The following is a 16,274-nucleotide window of genomic DNA, read 5'->3' on the forward strand; positions in this document are numbered from 1 at the left end:
AAGATATTCTAGGATTAGCCTTTATTTATTTTCAATTCGAATATAGTACTATTCTATTTCTCCACCCTGATCCGTGGCTTATTTGCTTCCTTCCCCTCCAACCAAGGTACTGTTGCGTTTGCAAAGATCGCCAGTTCCATGAATCCAAAGAATGCTGCGATCAATATCTTCACTATAATCCTTACAACTGAATTACCTATGTAATCTGCAAACACCCAGAACAGTGCCGTAAAGATAATCACACCTGCTATTCCTGGAACTGCAACTATAATAGGAAGATAACTAAGTGTCACATATACAATCACAAATAACGCACATAATCCAAATGTCGCCCACCATCCTGCATCTGGGAACAGCTTCTGATGAACCGGAATGCTCCATACAACTGCAGGTATTATGTTGATTAACGGAAGCTTATAATTCTTTTCATATGAGGGTTTGTAACTGTCCTCAACAATATATTTTGCCATATGGGTACCTTCTTTCTCTCATACATATTTTACTGAATAATCCCATTACCGACAACCACTATTTACTTTTGGCCAAGTTGACCAAAAGTGCTTTAGTTGATGCCGTACATATCGTGATTAACCTCAGAAGTATAATAATGGCTTATTGTATTCGGTGCATTATAAAGTGCTGTGATCAGATATGCCTTAATATTAGCAACCTTGGTAGTGTTGTTCTGCATGCAGCTGATTACATACTGGAGATGACTGCTGTTAAGCTTCAAGAACTTGCTCTTTACAAGGCTATATGGATAATCTTCTCCTGCAATTCTGATTGTCTTTCGAGGAACACATACCACATCACAAATAATCTGATAAAGCTCATCATACATCTCTGCATCACGCCAGCTTCTGTCTGACATCATACAGTCGTACTCAATATTCTCTCTGATGAGTTCCATGTATGCTGATGCCTCATCCATCGAATCCACCTGCTGATAAGATTGACTGATAAGATTATTATTAATCAAATTATTCTTAGATTCTATATTATTCGTATGTAGATTTTCCCCTGGTACCGGTTCACTTTCTACACTGGTTGCTGCGTCATAATTACGCTGGTGAAAGTTTTGCACTGGTGTCATATTTTCACTGGTGTAATCGTTGCACTGGTGTATATTTTCCACTGGTGTAAATTCTTCACTGGTATCATTATTACACTGGTGCATATTTTCTACTGGTGACATTTCTTCACCGGTTGCCTTTTTACACTTGTCCTTTGAAGCCTTTGATTTCTCAGTGTTTTCGCGTGTTTCTGTAACAAAATTCTTCACATATATTATATTGGCTATGCCGTTCTGCTGAACCATTTCAATAAGACCGATACTCTCAAGCTCCTTCAAGATGTTTCCTGCAGTTTTACGGCTGACATTCAAATCTTCTTCTATATTATTAAGAGAATACTTGATGAAGACCTTATTGTCCTCATCAAGCCATCCTCTTTTCTTGGAAAGTGACATGCGGTCGAGCATAAGACCGTAGAGAAGCTTCGCATTGTTTGAGACTCCCTTAAAGCGTTCATCTGTGATAAGCGCCTTTGGCAATCTATAAAATGTAAACTGCTCTGATTCCCTTCCATAATAAAAATCAAGTTCTAACTTCTCCACTAATCTCGTCCTCCTTTCGCTTTCCATTCATCAAGTAGCTTTACAATGATTCCTTCGATATCCTCATTTGTCATATTGGGTTCAAAGTATGAATCCAAACGATTCTGATTAAATACGACTTTTCTTATAACTGGCTTCTTATAATTAAGGATTTCTCTAAGCCACTCTTCACTGAACAATCCTTCTTTCGAAGCATTCTTTATTCTTGCAGACTGTTCCATATTTATCATCATTCCCATATCCTTCATAACTTCAAGAACGATTTCTCTATGTTCCTCTGGTATATAGGAAAGATCAATTCCCTGGGCGATTCCAAGCTTCTTACCATCAATAAGTTCCTGATATTCATCTGATAAATTAGATAAGCAGATCAGTCTCTGGATTGTCTTTCTGCTTTCTCCTGCTGAATCACTTATTTCTTCGAGTGTGATTCCACCAGCCATTCCCTGATGTTTCATGGCATCATATTTCATTCTGTAAGCTTTTGCCTTTTCACTGATGCTGATATCCTCTCTCTGAATGTTGGCATCCACCATAATCACAGTAGCTTCATCATCACTGCAATCCTTAACCATTACTGGCATTGTCTCAAGACCTGCGAGTGTAGCTGCATGGTGTCTTCTATGACCAGATATCAGTTCATAGCCACCTTCTGCGCATTCTCTTGCTATTGCAGGAACGAGGATTCCATACTGCTTTACACTCTCTACCATTTCTTCCATCTTCGCATCATCACTGACCTTAAATGGATGATTCTTAAAGGTATGCAGCTCTGAAAGAGCCACATCCTTTATCTGTTCCTGAACAATAACTTCTGCGTTTTCATCTTCTCCAAACATGTCATTATATGACTGTAATTTTATCTTCTCTCCTAAGTTTCTCTTACTCATGATTTGCTTACCTCCAATGTTAATTCTTCATACGCCTGCGCTACTTTTCCCTTCGGATCATGTTTATAGATGCTGATACCTTCTGCAGGTGTTTCAGCCGCTCTGACTGACATCGGAATCACTTCTTCAAATATATGGATGCTATCTCCATTTACCTGATATAAGATTTCTGTAATGTCATTCGCATAAGTGGTTCTGTAATCAACCATTGTCAGCAAGATACCCATGATATGAAGCTTAGGATTCATTTTTCTCTTTACTTTGCTGATTGTCTTAAGTAACTGCTCCAAGCCTTTAATTGGAAGATATGCGGCCTGTACTGGAATGATAATTTCATCCGCTGCTACAAGTGCATTCAATGTAAGCTGACCTAAGTTTGGCGAGCAGTCGATAATAACATAGTCATATCTTGGTCCAATCATTTCTATATACTCTTTTAAAATCGTCTCACTGCTCATAATGCCAATCAAGGATGTTTCTACACCGGACAATTCGATGTTGGCTGGCATGAGATCCACGCCTTCCTCATGATGAAGAATACCTGCTTCTACATTAACAAGCTCTTCATTTAATACCGCATCCATGATATTAGCTAATGTTGTATCAAGACTATCTGGCTGCTGATATCCCAATGCCTCTGTAAGAGATCCCTGAGGATCATTGTCAATTAACAATACTTTCTTGCCTAATCTAGCAAGACCAATGCCAAGATTTACTGTTGTGGTGGTCTTGGCTACGCCACCTTTCTGGTTTGCACAAATTATTACTTTACTCATATGGTTCATTCTCCTTTTCTACTTTTCTTCTGATTTATTGATTTCTAGATATTTTCTGAAATACTTATTCGTTCCTTTGTTGCTGAATGTCTCCGACCTTTGACTAATCTTAATCTGCGGACATTCTGATAATTGTTTCTCCAACCATTCCATATCTTCCTTGGTTCCTTGCAATCTCACTTTGATCATCTCTCCACCTCCAGGATCTCTCAGTGAAATGTCTACCATATGAGTTGCACTTAACGCTGTGTGTAACATTTGCTTCATCTCCTTTCTGTCTTCGTATAAATTCCGTATACCACATCGCAAGAATTCGTATAAATTATCAAATATACGAACACGAAAAAAAGGACCCTTCCTCAGATATAAATCTGAAGAAAAGTCCTCATTTTTCATTGAATTTCAATCTATAGTTTTTAAAGCTATTCGTCAGTTGACATCATATTTCTTCATATCAACTTACAAATTTGTTGTAGTAAGCGTTGTAGTAAGCGTATATTTTCCGTTCTACAATGCCCTGAAACCCTTGATTTTACTGCATTCTTACTTGTCGATGCTCTTCATTGTCGGGAACAAAAGCACGTCCCTGATGGCATAAGAATCTGTAAGCAGCATAACAAACCGGTCGATACCGATGCCAATACCGCCTGTCGGAGGCATACCGATCATCAATGCATTTACAAAATCCTCATCCATGGAATTTGCTTCGTCATCTCCTGCTGCAAGAAGTGCTTCCTGAGCTTTAAAACGTTCGATCTGATCTAACGGATCATTTAACTCAGAATAAGCATTAGCCATCTCACGCTTTGTGATAAACAGCTCAAAACGCTCGGTATAATCCGGATTATCCGGTTTCTTCTTGGTAAGAGGAGAAATCTCCACCGGATGATCAATAATGAAGGTAGGCTGAATCAGATGTTCTTCTACGAACTCTTCAAAAAGAAGGCTTAAGATATCACCTTTCTTATGGCGGGCTTCATAAGCAACATGGTACTTATCTGCCAGCGCTTTTGCTTCTTCATCGGTATGAATCTCATTGAAATCAATATCCTTATATCTCTTTAATGCATCTACCATAGTGATTCTTTCAAAAGGCTTGGATAAGTCAATCTCCACACCATCATACATAACCTTCGCCGTTCCAAGAACTTCCAAAGCCACCGAACGGTACAGATTCTCAACCAGGTCCATCATACCGTGATAATCGGTATATGCCTGATATAATTCCAATAAAGTAAATTCCGGATTATGACGGGTATCAACGCCCTCATTACGGAAAACACGTCCAATTTCATAAACCCGTTCCAGACCGCCTACAATCAGACGCTTCAGATAAAGTTCCAGGGAAATACGTAACTTCACATCTTCATCAAGAGCATTGTAATGAGTTTCAAATGGTCTTGCTGCTGCACCGCCTGCATTGGCAACCAGCATCGGTGTCTCCACTTCCATAAAGCCCTGTGCATCCAGATGGTTACGGATGGATTTAATGATCTGGGATCTTTTAACAAATGTATCCTTTACCTCAGGATTCATAATTAAGTCCACATATCTCTGTCTGTAACGAAGATCTGTATTGGTCAGCCCATGGAACTTTTCAGGAAGGATCTGAAGGCTCTTACTCAGCAACTGTACACTTTCTGCATGGATAGAAATCTCACCGGTCTTTGTAGTGAATGCGGTTCCCTTTAAGCCTACGATATCACCGATATCCAGCTTTTTGAATTCTTTGTATTCCTCTTCTCCAATGCTGTCTCTGGCAACATAAGACTGAATATTGCCTTTTAAATCCTGAACATTACAAAATGAGGCTTTTCCCATGACACGCTTGGACATCAAACGTCCTGCAATGGATACTTCCTTGCCTTCCCATTCTTCATAATGATCTTTAATTTCACTGCTGTGTACATTAACATCGTACTTTGTTATTTTAAATGGATCTTTCCCGGATTCCTGAAGTTCTGCCAGCTTCTCGCGGCGAACCTTCAGCAAATGGTTTAAATCCTCTTCTGCGACCTGATTCTGGTTTTGATTCTGTTGTTCTGCCACCTGTCTGCACTCCTTTGTGAACTTTATGAAGGAAGTTGGATTTGTCCGACTTCATTAAGTAAATCTTGCCTATGACACTCGCTGGATCTCCAAAACCTTATACTGGATCACACCAGACTGTGTCTCTACATCAACCACGTCTCCCACTTTCTTGCCAATCAGCGCCTGACCAACCGGAGATTCGTTGGAAATCTTATTTTGAAGGCTGTTTGCTTCCGTTGAGCCTACGATCTTGAATTCCATCTCTTCATCTTCATCCACATCGTAGACCTTTACCTTACAGCCGATGTTAATCTTATCCAAATCGATTTCATCCTCAACAACGACTTCTGCGTTCTTGAGCAGTTTTTCCAGTTCTTCAATACGCAGCTCAATATCTCTCTGCTCATCTTTAGCGGCATCATACTCAGCATTCTCGGATAAGTCGCCCTGTTCTCTGGCTTCCTTGATCTTCTGGGCAACTTCTTTTCTCTTAACTACTTTTAAGTTCTGAAGCTCATCTTCGTATCTTTTAAGACCTTCGTAGGTTAAAATATTTTTCTTATCTACCATGGTTTTCGATTCCTCCTGGTTTCTTACTCGCTCATCCGCATTCCAGATATTATAGCGTAAACATCTGAAAATGTCAAGAATTCTGCTTGGTTTTACTGGTTACAAAGCTCCGATTCTTTCTTCCACGAAACGCTTTAATTCGTCCATGGTTTCTACCTGATTAATATCATTTCTCAGCTTGGCAGAATGAGGAAGTCCGGCGGTATACCATGCCATGTGTTTGCGCATCTCCCTCATGGCAACTTCCTCCCCTTTCCGTTCCATCTGCATGCTGCCATGCCGGAGGATCATCTTGCTGATCTCCTTTGCATCCGGCTCCGGAAGAAGGATTCCTGTCTCCAGATAATGAAGGGTTCTTTTAAATATCCATGGATTTCCCTTGGCACCTCTGGCGATCATGACACCGTCACATCCGGTCTTTTCAAGAAGTGCCTTTGCATCCTCCGGCTTAAACACATCCCCATTGCCTATAACAGGAATGGCTACCGCTTCCTTTACTTTCCTGATGATATCCCAGTCTGCAGTACCGGAATAGTACTGTTCCCTGGTCCGCCCGTGGACAGCGACGGCTGCAACTCCACAGCTTTCAGCCATCTTAGCAAACTCCACCGCATTGATGTCATTCTCCGTAAATCCTTTTCTGAACTTTACCGTCACAGGCTTTTTTACGGCTTTTATCATGGAAGATAAAATACGCTCCGCCAGCTTGATATCCTTCATAAGAGCGGAACCTTCGCCGTTATTAACGATCTTTGGCACCGGACAGCCCATATTTACATCTAAGAATGCAAAAGGCCCGGACTCAATCTGGGCTGCCATAGCTGCCATAATGGAGGGGTCTGACCCAAAAAGCTGAACACTTACAGGGCCTTCTCCTTCTGCCACTTCAAGCAGTTCATTTGTATTTCGGTTTTTATATAAGATTGCTTTGGCGCTGACCATCTCAGTGACTGCCATACCGCAGCCCTGCTCCCTGCAGAGAAAACGAAATGGCAGGTCTGTAACTCCTGCCATCGGCGCCAGTATCAGGTTATTGTCAAGCGTGACATTTCCAATTTTCAGCTTCACGTATCTTTCTCTCCGTAATTCAATTCTTCTCCAAGATAAAACACCCGGTAATACATCTCTAAAGATTCCAGAAGTTCTCTTTTTTCTCTCCGGTACTGTTTGATCTTTAACACGCTTCCGATTTCATCAAACAGATAATCGCTTTCCGGTGCTGTTACTTTAAATTCCAGGGTGCCGTCCGGATTATACTCAAGCATCAGAATTCCGCCCACATCCTCCGTATAAAGCACACACATGATCTGCAGTTCCTGCTTGATGCTTTCCGGGAGACTTGAAAACTGCTGGTTAAAGTAATATTTCTGTTCATAGGAATTGGCACCACACAGCACCACATTGTCTCCATCATGTTCCATCTTTATTCCTGACACCGCACTTTCTTTCTAAACACCCTTCTTTTTTAAGGCGTAAAAACATGCCCAAAGGGTGATTTCATATGTTTTACTGGCTTTATATTGTAGCATAACAAAAAAGAAAAAACAAGATTAAAAATCCGTGGTGCAACGCTTCATCAGCTTGCAGGGGACTTTGTTGTCCCGAATGACTTCACCGGCATCTCCATGAAGGATTTTCATCATATTGCTGATGGTTAAGTTGCATATTTCTTCTACCTTATTATCCACAGAAGAAAGCTCCGGATCGCTGCAGACGGAAAGGGCAGAATTGTTAAAACCGGTGATGCATAAATCCTCCGGTATCTTTAAAAGCTTTGAATTTGCATACTTGATCGCTCCCACTGCAAGACCGTCATCAGTAGCAACCACGCTGTCAAAATTCAAATCACGGCGTTCTAATAAAATATCCCGGACCGTATGTATCCGGTTTTTTACATAGAGCTTTAAATCCCCTAGCACAGGCAGTCCATGACTTTTTAAAGCGGCTTCATATCCTTCCAGCTTCTGGGTCGCACTGTAGGAGTGGGAATCACAGAGAAAAAGAATTCTTTTTCTTCCCTGTTCGATCATCTGACTGGTCACTTCATAGGTAGCCTGATAATCGTCTCCGTAAGAACAGTAAACATTTTCATGATCAAGATATCCGTTGATTAAAAATACAGGGACCTGCTTTGCCGCATCACGGACATACTGGACGGTACTGTCATCCTCTCCGGAACCTGCATAAACGGAACCGACCATAATAAGAGCATCAATCCTTTTCGCAAGAAGAAGACTCACGTACTTTTCCTTGACCGATTGCTCAAATCCGCTGCAGCATAAAATGCAGTCATAACCGTACTCATGCATGCGGCTCTCTAAATGTGCTACTGCCGCGGCCATATAGGCATCCGACACATCGGGACACATGATTCCAATAGTTTTCATGGAATCCAGTCCCAGCCCCCTGGCAAATACGTTCGGTGTATAGCCATTTTCTTCCATAATGACCCTGACTTTTTGTTTTGTCTTTTCACTGACACGGGGGCTGTCATTCACCACCCGGGACACAGTAGCAATCGAAACGCCCGCAAGCTGTGCAATATCATAAATGTTCATCGTAGTCCCTCTTACATTATAAATTTCAACGTTGGTAAGGCAGCTTTCCGTCAGCTATGAAAGAGAGCGTAAGCGCTTACACTTTTCTCAATCAATTATACAGGAAATTTACAGATAAATCAACTGCTATTCCCTATTTACATAGGAATAAAAGAGTTATTATTTGTGCCGCATTTGGCTTACATAAAAGAAAAACCTTTCTTTTCTCTTTCCCTATTGACTATGAGGTTAAAATGGTGTATGTTTTATGTAAGTACTTACATTGAATGTAAATATATAAAAACTGGTACTAAGAAAGGAAAGGAAGCTTATGCAGGATTTTATCAAAATTCATCCGGAAGATAACGTAGCTGTTGCATTAAAGCCTCTTGCGTCCGGCTCTGCTTTGAAAGTGGATCAGGCAGCAGTAACTCTTTTGGAAGAAATCCCTCAGGGACACAAATTTGCACTTACCGATATACCTGCCGGCTCATCCGTCATTAAATACGGCTGTGCCATTGGCATAGCAAAGGAGAATATTGCGGCAGGGGCCTGGATTCACACACACAATTTAAAAACTGGTTTAGGAGACTTACTTACTTATACTTATAACAAACAGGAAATTAATCTTGCTCCCACAGAAGACCGTACTTTTTTAGGATACCGCAGACCCAACGGAAAAGTTGGCGTACGTAATGAGATCTGGATCATTCCAACCGTTGGATGCGTGAATAAAATTGCTTCTGCCATTGAACGGGCCTCACAGAAATATGTTACCGGTTCCATTGACGAAGTAGCAGCTTTTCCTCATCCATACGGCTGTTCCCAGATGGGCGATGACCAGGAGTATACAAGAACCATTCTTGCAGACTTAATCAACCATCCAAACGCCGGAGGCGTTCTGGTACTCGGACTCGGATGCGAAAACAGCAACATTCAGGAATTAAAGCGCTACATCGGGGAATATGATGAACGCAGAGTCAAATTCCTTGTTGCTCAGGAATCTGAGGATGAGATGGAAGACTCGATGGCAATGATTGAAGAGTTAGTGGAATATGCAGGCACCTTTCACAGGGAACCAATCAGCTGCAGCGAGCTGATCATCGGAATGAAATGCGGCGGTTCCGACGGATTATCCGGAATCACAGCCAACCCTACCGTTGGTGCTTTCTCTGATATGCTGGTTTCCAAAGGCGGTACTACCATTCTTACAGAAGTTCCTGAGATGTTCGGTGCGGAAACACTTCTCATGAACCGCTGCCAGAATGAGGAGACCTTTGAAAAGACCGTGAACTTGATCAATGACTTTAAAAACTATTTTACCAGCCATAATCAGACCATTTACGAAAATCCGTCTCCGGGCAACAAAAAGGGCGGTATCTCCACTCTTGAGGACAAATCCTTAGGGTGCATTCAGAAATCAGGAAGTGCAACCATCGTAGATGTCTTAAAATATGGCGAAGCCGTAACTACCAAAGGCTTAAACTTATTGAGCGCTCCTGGTAATGATCTGGTTGCTGCCACAGCACTGGCTGCTTCCGGAGCTCATATCGTACTATTTACCACAGGCCGCGGAACTCCATTTGCCTGTCCGGTACCAACCATGAAGATTGCCACCAACACGGCTCTGGCGACCAAAAAGAGTAACTGGATCGATTTTAACTGCGGAGTCCTGGTCGAAGGCACAGACATGGATACTCTCAAGAATCAGTTCTTTGATTTTGTAATTGAAGTAGCTTCCGGCAAAAAAGTCAAATCCGAAGAAGCAGGCTTCCACGACATGGCTATCTTTAAGCGGGGCGTGACTCTATAATATATTTATGTGACAAGGAAAAAGGAGATTAATTCAAATGGAAAAGTTATGTTATGCAACACTGGAAAAGCAGGGTTATGACGGATACCTTTTAAAAGAGGCACCGGAGCGCGTTCTGCAGTTTGGAGAAGGAAACTTTTTAAGAGCGTTTGTTGATTATTTTATTGATATGCTGAATGAAAAAACCGGTTTCAACTCCAAAGTCGTTTTATGCCAGCCCATTGCCCCAGGTCTTGCAGATATGATTAACGAACAGGAAGGTCTTTATACCCTCTTCCTCCGCGGATTCGAGAACGGAAAAAAGGTAAATGAAAAACGTGTGATTTCCTGTGTAAGCAGATGTTTAAATCCATATAAGGATTATGAAGCAGTTCTTGCCTGTGCAGATAATCCAGAGCTGCGCTTCATCGCCTGCAACACAACCGAAGCAGGAATTGCCTATGATCCTTCCTGCCAGTTTACCGATGTTCCGGCTGACAGTTATCCCGGAAAACTGACTCAGTTCTTATATAGAAGATTTGAGAAGTTCGGAAAAGAAGCCGGAAAAGGATTTGTTATCCTCTCCTGTGAGCTGATCGACAATAACGGAAAAGAACTGGAAAAATGTGTTTTAAAATATGCAGAACAGTGGAAATTAGGTGAAGAATTCATCAACTGGATCAAGGCAGAAAATATCTTCTGTTCCACTCTGGTAGACCGAATCGTAACCGGATATCCAAGGAATGAAGCTGCTGCTATCTGCGAAGAATTAGGATATCAGGATAACATCATCAATACCAGTGAGATCTTTGGTTTCTGGGTCATTGAAGGTCCTGAGCATTTAAAGAAAGAACTTCCATTTGAAGAAGCCGGCCTCCCGGTCTTAATCTGCAACGATCATAAGCCATATAAGCAGAGAAAGGTCCGCATCTTAAACGGTGCCCACACCTCCTTTGTACTGGGTGCATACCTGGCTGGACAGGATATTGTCCGCAACTGCATGGATGATGAAGTGATCTGTGGATTCATGAACAAGACCATTTACGATGAGATCATTCCTACTCTGACTCTTCCAAAAGAGGAGCTTATGAGCTTTGCTGCTTCTGTTACAGAACGCTTCAAAAACCCATTCATCGATCATGCTCTGCTTGCCATCTCCCTTAACTCTACTTCCAAGTGGAAAGCAAGGGTTATGCCCTCCTTTAAGGGTTATATCGATAAGACAGGAACTCTTCCAAAATGTATCACAGCATCTTTTGCATTCTACATCGCATTCTATCATGGAAAGAATTTAACCGATGACGGCCTGGTAGCAACCCGTCCTGCCGGCAATGAATATACTGTAAAGGATGATAAACCGATCCTTCAATTCTTCTATGACCACAAGGATGATGATGCACAGACTCTTGCTCATGCAGTCTGCAGCAATGTTGACTTCTGGGATGAGGATTTAAGCAAGATTCCTGGTTTTGAAGAGGCAGTAGCCGGATACTTAAAGGCCATTGAAGAAAAAGGTGCATATGAAGTAATGAAAGACTGCTTAAACTAACCGATCTGCAAAGGCTGTAGCAAAAAGAATATGCGATAGCACTTTTAAAAAACAATCTTATTAATAGTATGAAAATGCGCCTTGAAACAGCTTTTAAAGCTGAATCAAGACGCATTTTTCACACTATTTTGCCGCAAGACTATTTTGCATTCTTTCCATTTCCATTATAATAATCCGGGTTCTCCTAAGAATAAACGGATTTCATTGATTGCCAGATCATATCTTCCTGCCTGACAATGCTGTTCTCCGCCGGTTTCTTTCGTGAAAATCTTTGTCACTAATGATCTTGTATTTATTAATTCGTTTTGTTCTAAAATAAGATCTTCAAATGGTACATATTGATCTTCCTTTCCGGCTAATAAAAGGACATCTTGTGTTACCAGTTCCCCCAATCCTCTTATATTATGGTTCGCTACATTTTTTAACAGATCATAAGGGATATTTTCACCTGTATTTTCATAACCTTTATTAAATTTGAATTGAGCATCCAGATTATCACCAATTACGTCATTTACCAACTTATTTACTTCCTCTGAGTTACCTTGATGTAAAAGCTGTATGATTCTCTCTTTTAAGTTCTTTTCTATTCCATTTAGGAAAACATTTAAGCCGTCATAAAAGAAATCAAAACAAACAACACGTTTGATCCTCTTTTCATAGGCCGCCGCTCTAACTACAAAATATCCACCCCAGGAAACTCCCATTGCGTCAACCTCATCTAACCCAAAATAATCCAAAAGAGCAGAAACCGGGTTTTCAAAGTAGGGAGTAAACTTTAAATCATTATCAATTAAAGCACGCCCTTGACCTGGTCCATCAAATAGAATGATATTATAATCCGTTCCCTTAAACAGGCCGATTACTGCGAGAATTTCTTCCATAAAGCTGTCAAACCCGCTGATTACCAGTAATGTTTTTGTTGCATTCGGATTCATTTCGATTTTTATGGCAGGCAAAAAAGAATTATCATATGGAACTTCATATGATTCATATTCCAGTCCTTTATAACTGAGATAAAAATTATTCAAGTAGCGGTGGACCGTATCTTTCTTATTTTCATCATTCTTTTTCAGATAAAACTGCGCCAAGGAAAAGTATACACAGGCCAAATCATAATCTCCATTTAATTCCCGTTTTTCTCCGAATCTATACCATGTTTCAAACCACGAATTTAAATCAGTTAAACTTGGAATAATACCTGACAGATCTTCTTTTACCCGTAAGTCATCTTTAAAAGCGGACAATTGCCGATTCATTTGTAAGTTCATTTGCTGATTTCCTTTAACATATTCATAAAACATTTTTCTTACTCCCTTCATTGTTATATGACTTCATTATAGCCATCATTAACCCTTGAATCAATTATCAAAATATGATACGATGTCTATAAATGGACAATGTGTACTATTAATGACCGCAATCTGACAAAAAGGGGGTATTTAATTGGCTCAAGACATTCGGATAAAAAAAACAAAACAAAATATTGAGAAAGCATTGTTGGCACTGCTCAATAAAAAAGAGTTTCGATCCATTACCATTGGAAATATTTGCGAAGAAGCGTTAACCAGCAGATCAACCTTTTATTTGCATTACCTTGATAAATATGATCTGCTGGAAAAAATAGTTTCAAATCAGACCGCCCTGTTTCAGGATATTGTAAAAAAACGGATCAACTCATTATTTAATAATAATTTTGAAATTTCATTAATTGAATTTTATAATGAAATCGAAAAACAAAAAGACATCATACAATCACTTTTTCATGTTACAGAACAAGGTTATGATTTAAAGAAAAACTATAAAGAAACTCTCTTTTACTACTGGAAAAAATATTTGGATATTCAATTTACAGAAACGGCGGTATCTACGGAACTAATAGCGACGTTCGGAACGGATATTGTTCTGGATATTTTAGATTGGACCCTTACTCATGGAGTAGACTCCGCAGCATTAGCTTATGGTGAAAAACTGCACCAGAAAATATTGTTTCCTCTATCAGAGAAAACATGACTTCTGGGGATTAAAGCTGACCTCCATAAGTTGGATTTTAGGTCTAACTCCTGGAGGTCCTTTTTCTTCAGGTAATATCAGAATTTGTAATCTTCAAGAAACTTCCTTGACCATTCTGCATTATCTGGTTTGCTGTCTTCAATTGTCATCTGAACAAATGGCTTATCTTTTTTTACAAAATCCAGAATCGTATCATACTTCATGGTACCAGTTCCCGGTGCACTGGAAACTACTTTCTCACCTTCAATTACAAAGTCTTTCATATGTACCACATCGGTATATTCTCCCAGGTCTTTGATGGCTTCTGCAATCACTTCCTCATAATGTCCGCTGTTTTCCACGGAAAGAAGGTTCACCGGATCCAGTATGATTCTCAAGTTCGGAGAATCAATTTCCTTTAATACCTTTAAAGCCTGCTTGGAATCATAAACAATATGGCTCCATACCGGCTCAATCGCCATAATGACACCAAACTTTTCCGCACATTCCACAACCGGGCGCAGATTCTTAATAAAAATCTGAAGAGATTCTTCTGTATGGCTGGCTGGTACAAAACGGTATTCCGCATTAGGGGCTCCAGTTTCCGTTCCTACAACGCTGCAGCCTAACATAGAAGCAAACCGAAGATGTGCAAAATAACGCTCCTGGATTTTCTTAAGCTCTTCCGGGTCCGGATGAGCCAGATTCAGATAACATCCCAATACCGCAATATCCATATCATATTTTTCAAACAGCTTGCGCAGATAGGTGGCATAGCCAGGCGTCAGTGCAGTATTCTCCACTGAATGATCTTTGACTGTTTTTGATAAAGCCAGATGAACACAGGTAAATCCCTGTTCGTGGGCTATTTTTACCCTCTCCTCAATGGTTCCAGGAGCAACATCGTGTAACCGAATTCCAATCTGCATAATAAACCCCTCCTTTATTTCACTTCATAATGATCCACATTGGCTGTCTCAAAGGCTTCCCCTTCCTGGCCGGAAATCTTTACATTATCACAAACCAGGGTTTCTACGTTATTGATCAGGAATCCTTTTTTAGAACACTCATCCATACCGCTTAACATGGCAGGAGTTCCTTTTTTCGCATCCTCAGCAAAGGAAACTTCCACATTCCTCAATTCAATACGTTCAATTTTCTTTTCCGGAAGTCCGTAAAAGAAGGAAGCTGCCACGTGACAGTTTTCTGCTTTAATATTGGTAAAATACAGTCTTTTAATTTCAGGTGTCCGCTCATCCACAGGAAGCGCTTTCCGGGACTGTACGTATTCGGATTTTCCATCCGGATCGCAGAAATAAAAGCAGTTTGCCACAAATGGCGTCATGACATGATCCATATGGATATGGTCAAAATAAATCTCGGAAAGCACAGAGTCCTTGCCCCGCCCTCTTCTGGTCTTAATTCTAAGACCTCTGTCCGTATGACGGAACAGACAGTTTTCCACATGGATGTTCTTTACTCCTGCCCCAACTTCACTTCCTACGGTAACTGCTCCGTGTCCGTTTTCCATCAGGCACTGACGGATCATAATATTTTCAGAAGGAGTTTTGAACTTTCTTCCCATATAAATCTTGCCGGACTTAATAGCAATACAGTCATCTCCTAAGGAAAAATGAAGGCCAAGTATCTCAACATCTTTACAGGACTCCGGATCCAGTCCGTCTGTATTATGGGAATTGGCAGGATTATTGATAGTCAGATCAATAAATTTTAAATCCTGACTGAAGTATGGGTGAAGCACCCATGCAGGGCTGTCCTTTAAAGAAAATCCCTGTAAGCGGACATTCTTACATCTTTCCAAAAATACCATACGGGGGCGGAAGGCAATCTTCATCTGGCGGACATCGTGCCACCAGTTGTCAAAATCCGCCTGTCCATTGATCAGTCCTCTGCCGTAAATTACAACATCTTCCACATCGATACCGGTAATAATCCCTGCAAACATCGGAAGGGGGTTGCCCTCCCACGTTCCCAGATTATAATCTTCCTTTTCATCATAGCTTTCTATGACGCCTGGAAATCTGGGGAATTTGTTACGGTCCGTATCCGCCTGAAGTTCAGCGCCTTCGGCAAGTTCTATCTTAATATGACTCTTTAAAAACAGACTGGTGATACGGTAGGTACCTCTTGGAATGAGCACTCTTCCATCCTTGGGGCAGGCCATGATTGCCGCCTGAATGAAAGAAGTATCATCCTGGATGCCATCGCCCTTTGCACCGACCTCCCGCACATTGACTGTTACAAACTCATAATCTGTATGGAAGGCTGCTTCTGCTTTTTCTCCGTCTCTTTCCAAACAGATATTATAATCCATATCCGGCTTTAAGTCAAATAAAGTAAATACGACTTTTGTTGTAGTTCCATAATTCTCTCCGTTTACAAAAATTGTTCCCGGAGTCTCATACTCATAGATTTGCTCTGTGATTGTTTCAATGGTTACAGAACGTGCAGTCTTTAAAGCAACCCTAAGTTTCATTCTGACTTAACCTCATCTTTTCTTTTTT

The 16,274-nt window shown here is 40.8% G+C and carries 15 protein-coding genes and 1 pseudogene; 3 read left to right on the forward strand and 13 right to left on the reverse strand.

All coding sequences use genetic code 11. The annotated features are described in order from the left end of the window. Nucleotides 1-53: 53 nt before the first annotated feature. The 10 genes and pseudogenes from ACLTWA_RS05770 to ACLTWA_RS05815 form a co-directional block, all read right to left on the reverse strand. Complete coding sequence (locus ACLTWA_RS05770) at nucleotides 54-470, reverse strand: hypothetical protein (RefSeq protein ID WP_412326632.1); 417 nt, start codon at nucleotides 468-470, stop codon at nucleotides 54-56. Between the two features lie 92 nt (nucleotides 471-562). Next, nucleotides 563-1,615 (reverse strand): DUF6017 domain-containing protein, encoded by a 1,053-nt coding sequence (locus ACLTWA_RS05775; protein WP_412326633.1) that lies wholly within the window; start codon nucleotides 1,613-1,615, stop codon nucleotides 563-565. After that, nucleotides 1,615-2,505 (reverse strand): ParB/RepB/Spo0J family partition protein, encoded by an 891-nt coding sequence (locus ACLTWA_RS05780; protein WP_412326634.1) that lies wholly within the window; start codon nucleotides 2,503-2,505, stop codon nucleotides 1,615-1,617. Before ACLTWA_RS05780 ends, ACLTWA_RS05775 begins: the two co-directional genes overlap by 1 nt. Continuing rightward, nucleotides 2,502-3,281: a ParA family protein gene (locus tag ACLTWA_RS05785; RefSeq protein ID WP_412326635.1), complete on the reverse strand. Its 780-nt coding sequence runs from the start codon at nucleotides 3,279-3,281 to the stop codon at nucleotides 2,502-2,504. Before ACLTWA_RS05785 ends, ACLTWA_RS05780 begins: the two co-directional genes overlap by 4 nt. An 18-nt stretch (nucleotides 3,282-3,299) precedes the next feature. Beyond that, the gene (locus ACLTWA_RS05790; protein WP_412326636.1) at nucleotides 3,300-3,539 is read right to left on the reverse strand and encodes a hypothetical protein; all 240 of its coding nucleotides are present in this window, start codon (nucleotides 3,537-3,539) and stop codon (nucleotides 3,300-3,302) included. Nucleotides 3,540-3,833: 294 nt separating this feature from the next. Further along, nucleotides 3,834-5,330 (reverse strand): annotated as a pseudogene (gene lysS / locus ACLTWA_RS05795) (lysine--tRNA ligase); the annotation flags it as partial. A gap of 69 nt (nucleotides 5,331-5,399) precedes the next feature. Next, on the reverse strand, nucleotides 5,400-5,882 hold the full coding sequence (gene greA / locus ACLTWA_RS05800; RefSeq protein ID WP_104436990.1) for a transcription elongation factor GreA: 483 nt from the start codon (nucleotides 5,880-5,882) through the stop codon (nucleotides 5,400-5,402). A 99-nt stretch (nucleotides 5,883-5,981) separates the two neighbouring features. After that, complete coding sequence (dusB, locus tag ACLTWA_RS05805; RefSeq protein WP_412326637.1) at nucleotides 5,982-6,950, reverse strand: tRNA dihydrouridine synthase DusB; 969 nt, start codon at nucleotides 6,948-6,950, stop codon at nucleotides 5,982-5,984. Further along, nucleotides 6,947-7,303, reverse strand: coding sequence for a DUF6145 family protein (locus ACLTWA_RS05810; protein ID WP_412326638.1), 357 nt, complete (start codon nucleotides 7,301-7,303; stop codon nucleotides 6,947-6,949). The genes dusB and ACLTWA_RS05810 overlap by 4 nt, the downstream gene beginning before the upstream one ends. Before the next feature lie 129 nt (nucleotides 7,304-7,432). Further along, the gene (locus ACLTWA_RS05815) at nucleotides 7,433-8,440 is read right to left on the reverse strand and encodes a LacI family DNA-binding transcriptional regulator (protein WP_412326639.1); all 1,008 of its coding nucleotides are present in this window, start codon (nucleotides 8,438-8,440) and stop codon (nucleotides 7,433-7,435) included. A gap of 310 nt (nucleotides 8,441-8,750) precedes the next feature. Between ACLTWA_RS05815 and ACLTWA_RS05820 the strand changes: the two genes are divergently transcribed. Both ACLTWA_RS05820 and ACLTWA_RS05825 read left to right on the forward strand, forming a co-directional pair. Then, nucleotides 8,751-10,232, forward strand: coding sequence for a UxaA family hydrolase (locus ACLTWA_RS05820; RefSeq protein ID WP_412326640.1), 1,482 nt, complete (start codon nucleotides 8,751-8,753; stop codon nucleotides 10,230-10,232). A 37-nt stretch (nucleotides 10,233-10,269) separates the two neighbouring features. Further along, nucleotides 10,270-11,760 (forward strand): tagaturonate reductase, encoded by a 1,491-nt coding sequence (locus ACLTWA_RS05825; protein WP_412326641.1) that lies wholly within the window; start codon nucleotides 10,270-10,272, stop codon nucleotides 11,758-11,760. 164 nt (nucleotides 11,761-11,924) lie between these two features. Here ACLTWA_RS05825 and ACLTWA_RS05830 read toward each other — a convergent pair whose 3' ends face one another. Further along, nucleotides 11,925-13,061, reverse strand: a complete 1,137-nt coding sequence (locus tag ACLTWA_RS05830) for an alpha/beta fold hydrolase (RefSeq protein WP_412326642.1) — start codon at nucleotides 13,059-13,061, stop codon at nucleotides 11,925-11,927. 142 nt (nucleotides 13,062-13,203) lie between these two features. Between ACLTWA_RS05830 and ACLTWA_RS05835 the strand changes: the two genes are divergently transcribed. Next, complete coding sequence (locus tag ACLTWA_RS05835; protein WP_412326643.1) at nucleotides 13,204-13,770, forward strand: TetR/AcrR family transcriptional regulator; 567 nt, start codon at nucleotides 13,204-13,206, stop codon at nucleotides 13,768-13,770. Nucleotides 13,771-13,847: 77 nt separating this feature from the next. Here the strand turns inward: ACLTWA_RS05835 and ACLTWA_RS05840 are convergent, their stop codons facing one another. Together ACLTWA_RS05840 and ACLTWA_RS05845 are read right to left on the reverse strand one after the other, a co-directional pair. Beyond that, a complete protein-coding gene (locus ACLTWA_RS05840) occupies nucleotides 13,848-14,678 on the reverse strand; it encodes a sugar phosphate isomerase/epimerase family protein (protein ID WP_412326644.1) in 831 nt (276 codons plus the stop codon). Nucleotides 14,679-14,692: 14 nt separating this feature from the next. After that, a complete protein-coding gene (locus ACLTWA_RS05845; RefSeq protein ID WP_412326645.1) occupies nucleotides 14,693-16,246 on the reverse strand; it encodes a glycoside hydrolase family 28 protein in 1,554 nt (517 codons plus the stop codon). Nucleotides 16,247-16,274: the final 28 nt, after the last annotated feature.

It is taken from the genome of Lacrimispora sp. (assembly GCF_046972725.1).
Taxonomy (GTDB): Bacteria; Bacillota; Clostridia; order Lachnospirales; family Lachnospiraceae; genus Lacrimispora.

What these genes read in the sequence shown, in the direction of transcription:
- greA (WP_104436990.1), bottom strand. Translation starts at nt 5,882, where the DNA reads ATGGTAGATAAGAAAAATATTTTAACCTACGAAGGTCTTAAAAGATAC.
- ACLTWA_RS05810 (WP_412326638.1), bottom strand. Translation starts at nt 7,303, where the DNA reads ATGGAACATGATGGAGACAATGTGGTGCTGTGTGGTGCCAATTCCTAT.
- ACLTWA_RS05820 (WP_412326640.1), top strand. Translation starts at nt 8,751, where the DNA reads ATGCAGGATTTTATCAAAATTCATCCGGAAGATAACGTAGCTGTTGCA.
- ACLTWA_RS05840 (WP_412326644.1), bottom strand. Translation starts at nt 14,678, where the DNA reads ATGCAGATTGGAATTCGGTTACACGATGTTGCTCCTGGAACCATTGAG.
- ACLTWA_RS05770 (WP_412326632.1), bottom strand. Translation starts at nt 470, where the DNA reads ATGGCAAAATATATTGTTGAGGACAGTTACAAACCCTCATATGAAAAG.
- ACLTWA_RS05830 (WP_412326642.1), bottom strand. Translation starts at nt 13,061, where the DNA reads ATGTTTTATGAATATGTTAAAGGAAATCAGCAAATGAACTTACAAATG.
- ACLTWA_RS05815 (WP_412326639.1), bottom strand. Translation starts at nt 8,440, where the DNA reads ATGAACATTTATGATATTGCACAGCTTGCGGGCGTTTCGATTGCTACT.
- ACLTWA_RS05780 (WP_412326634.1), bottom strand. Translation starts at nt 2,505, where the DNA reads ATGAGTAAGAGAAACTTAGGAGAGAAGATAAAATTACAGTCATATAAT.
- ACLTWA_RS05785 (WP_412326635.1), bottom strand. Translation starts at nt 3,281, where the DNA reads ATGAGTAAAGTAATAATTTGTGCAAACCAGAAAGGTGGCGTAGCCAAG.
- ACLTWA_RS05845 (WP_412326645.1), bottom strand. Translation starts at nt 16,246, where the DNA reads ATGAAACTTAGGGTTGCTTTAAAGACTGCACGTTCTGTAACCATTGAA.
- ACLTWA_RS05825 (WP_412326641.1), top strand. Translation starts at nt 10,270, where the DNA reads ATGGAAAAGTTATGTTATGCAACACTGGAAAAGCAGGGTTATGACGGA.
- ACLTWA_RS05790 (WP_412326636.1), bottom strand. Translation starts at nt 3,539, where the DNA reads ATGTTACACACAGCGTTAAGTGCAACTCATATGGTAGACATTTCACTG.